This is a genomic window from Mesorhizobium sp. M4B.F.Ca.ET.089.01.1.1 (assembly GCF_004022605.1).
GTDB lineage: Bacteria > Pseudomonadota > Alphaproteobacteria > Rhizobiales > Rhizobiaceae > Mesorhizobium > Mesorhizobium abyssinicae.
Map to the genome: position 1 here is coordinate 1 of NZ_RZOS01000921.1, position 1024 is coordinate 1024.

General features: G+C 61.9%; 1 protein-coding gene. It reads right to left on the bottom strand.

What is annotated here, in order from left to right; all coding sequences use genetic code 11:
• On the bottom strand, positions 1 to 1024 hold a 1024-nt coding region (locus EN780_RS35040), incomplete at both ends, for a 3'-5' exonuclease (RefSeq protein WP_281035405.1).

Consider the following 1024-nt stretch of genomic DNA (forward strand, 5'->3'; position numbering starts at 1 on the left):
TACCACATGCGCTGATTTTCCAGCGCCTGGCGCTGCGCTTTTTCCTCGCGGGCACGTGCTAGCGCAGACGAAGACACGCCGCCAATAACCCAATGCAGCGTGTTGTCGGATGTGCGGTGGACGAAGCGGGGGGAGGGGCGTGCCAGCGTCCCCATATTGATGGGAATGACGACGGGCCATTCCAATCCCTTGGCAGTGTGGATGGTTACGATCTCAACTGCATCCGACGATGCGTCGATCCGACCTTCTTGCCGCATGGCGCGACCTTCCCATTCTCGCTGGAGATGGCGCACGAAGGCGCGAAGGCCCTTGACGTCGAAGGGCCGGGCGAGTTCGACGATCCGGTCCAGGTTGGCAAGCGAACGCGCGGCCCGGTTGTTACCGCTGCGCGCGGACAATGCGATGCGCAGCTGAAGCTGCTCGATCGCTTCGGCAAGCAGGATGCGCGGCGTTGTGATGTTCACGCGTGAGCGTAGCTGTTGCATGATTTCGAGGACGGCGCGCGCGACGCCGTGCGAAACCAGGGCAGGAGGTGTTGTGATGTCGAAAAGCCCGGTCGGTGAGGCGTCAGGTCCGGCCTTGTGGATTTCTTCGGCAATGTCGAGCAATTCCTCGTCGGTCAGTCCAACCATCGGGCCTCGCATGAAGGAGCCGAAGGCCAGCCGGTCACGCGAATCCGCCAGCGCACGCAACAGCGCCAGGACATCCTGCGTCTCCTGTTGTAGGAACAATGTCTTGCCGGCTTGCGATGCGACGGCTAGCCCATGCGATTCAAGCGCGCGTTCGTAACGCCAAAGTTCAGTGCCGGCTGGGGCAAGCAGCGCAATGTCGCCGGCTTGAAGCAACCGATGCCTGCCATCATTCATGTCCTCTATCTCGATCGCGCCGACAAGCTTGGAGCATATCAGCGCAACGGTCGATGCCTCCTCATCGCGAAGTTCCACCATGGACATCGTCCGACCGTCGCCGATGGGCACCTGTGATGCGCAGGACAGATTGTGGAAGGCGCCGTCGCGCGTAGCGG